1 protein-coding gene is annotated in these 355 nt (G+C 46.8%); it reads right to left on the bottom strand.

Going from position 1 to position 355, the window contains the following annotated elements; translation table 11 throughout:
* Positions 1-355: hypothetical protein (locus AC1XUO_RS29665; RefSeq protein WP_483333526.1), on the bottom strand; the 355-nt coding region annotated here is incomplete at both ends.

Below are 355 nucleotides of genomic sequence, written 5' to 3'. Positions count from 1 at the left end.
GCCGCTTGCTGACACATTACCACTGATGGTCGTATTTCCAAGCGAGATTCCAGAAGCGTAACAATAGATTCCACCTCCGTCGCCCGCGGAATTGTTTCCGCTGACAAACACGTTATTAAGTACAGACTGGGAATTGTCATCAGCCATTCCACCTCCATGAGATACAGCATAATTGTTATTCAGCGTCGTGTTGTAAAACCTCGAATAAGCAGAATAATTCAACATCCCGCCTCCAGAAACCGCACTGTTCTCCTTGATAATCAAGTTGGCAACTATTGATCCCGAAGAGATATTGGCCATGCCAGCTCCAAGGCCACCACTAACATTTCGTCCATTCACGATGATCGAGCCAGAG

It is taken from the genome of Dyadobacter sp. HNCC25DJ186 (assembly GCF_056895235.1).
Note: the sequence above shows the minus strand (reverse complement) of the source record. Positions and strands in the feature narration are given on the sequence as shown.